Raw genomic sequence first — 419 nt, forward strand, 5'->3', positions numbered from 1 at the left:
CTTCCAACCTTTGGTGTACTATGAAAGTAGGGGTGTAATCGAGACGACAAGGGGGACTTTTCCAGTTCCTGACAATTATAAGAAATACAAAACGTTAGCATTTGCATTTGTTGGACATGTACTGAATACAGACGACACACCGGTAATTGAAAAAGAACTGGATTGGCCTGATCCTGCACTAGTGTACAATACAATTGTCGATCGAATCATAAATCACCCAGAATTATCACAGTTTATATCGGTTGCATTTATTAGTCAGTTAAAGGCCACCATCGGAGAGGGTTTAGATATTAATGTAAAAGGCACGCTAAACCGCAGGGGAAAGGGTATCAGAAGGCCTAAAGGCGTATTTTTTAGATACATGGAATCTCCATTTGTCAATGCAAAGGTCACTGCATTCTTCTCTTATCTTCGAGATT

Annotated in this window: 1 protein-coding gene; it reads left to right on the plus strand. The window is 39.9% G+C overall.

What is annotated here, in order from left to right; translation table 11 throughout:
• Positions 1–13 precede the first annotated feature (13 nt).
• Positions 14–419, plus strand: a 406-nt coding sequence (locus QCD75_RS21915; protein WP_301231629.1) for a hypothetical protein, incomplete at its 3' end; no start/stop codon positions are given.

This window comes from Arthrobacter sp. PsM3 (assembly GCF_030433895.1).
Lineage (GTDB): Bacteria > Actinomycetota > Actinomycetes > Actinomycetales > Micrococcaceae > Arthrobacter.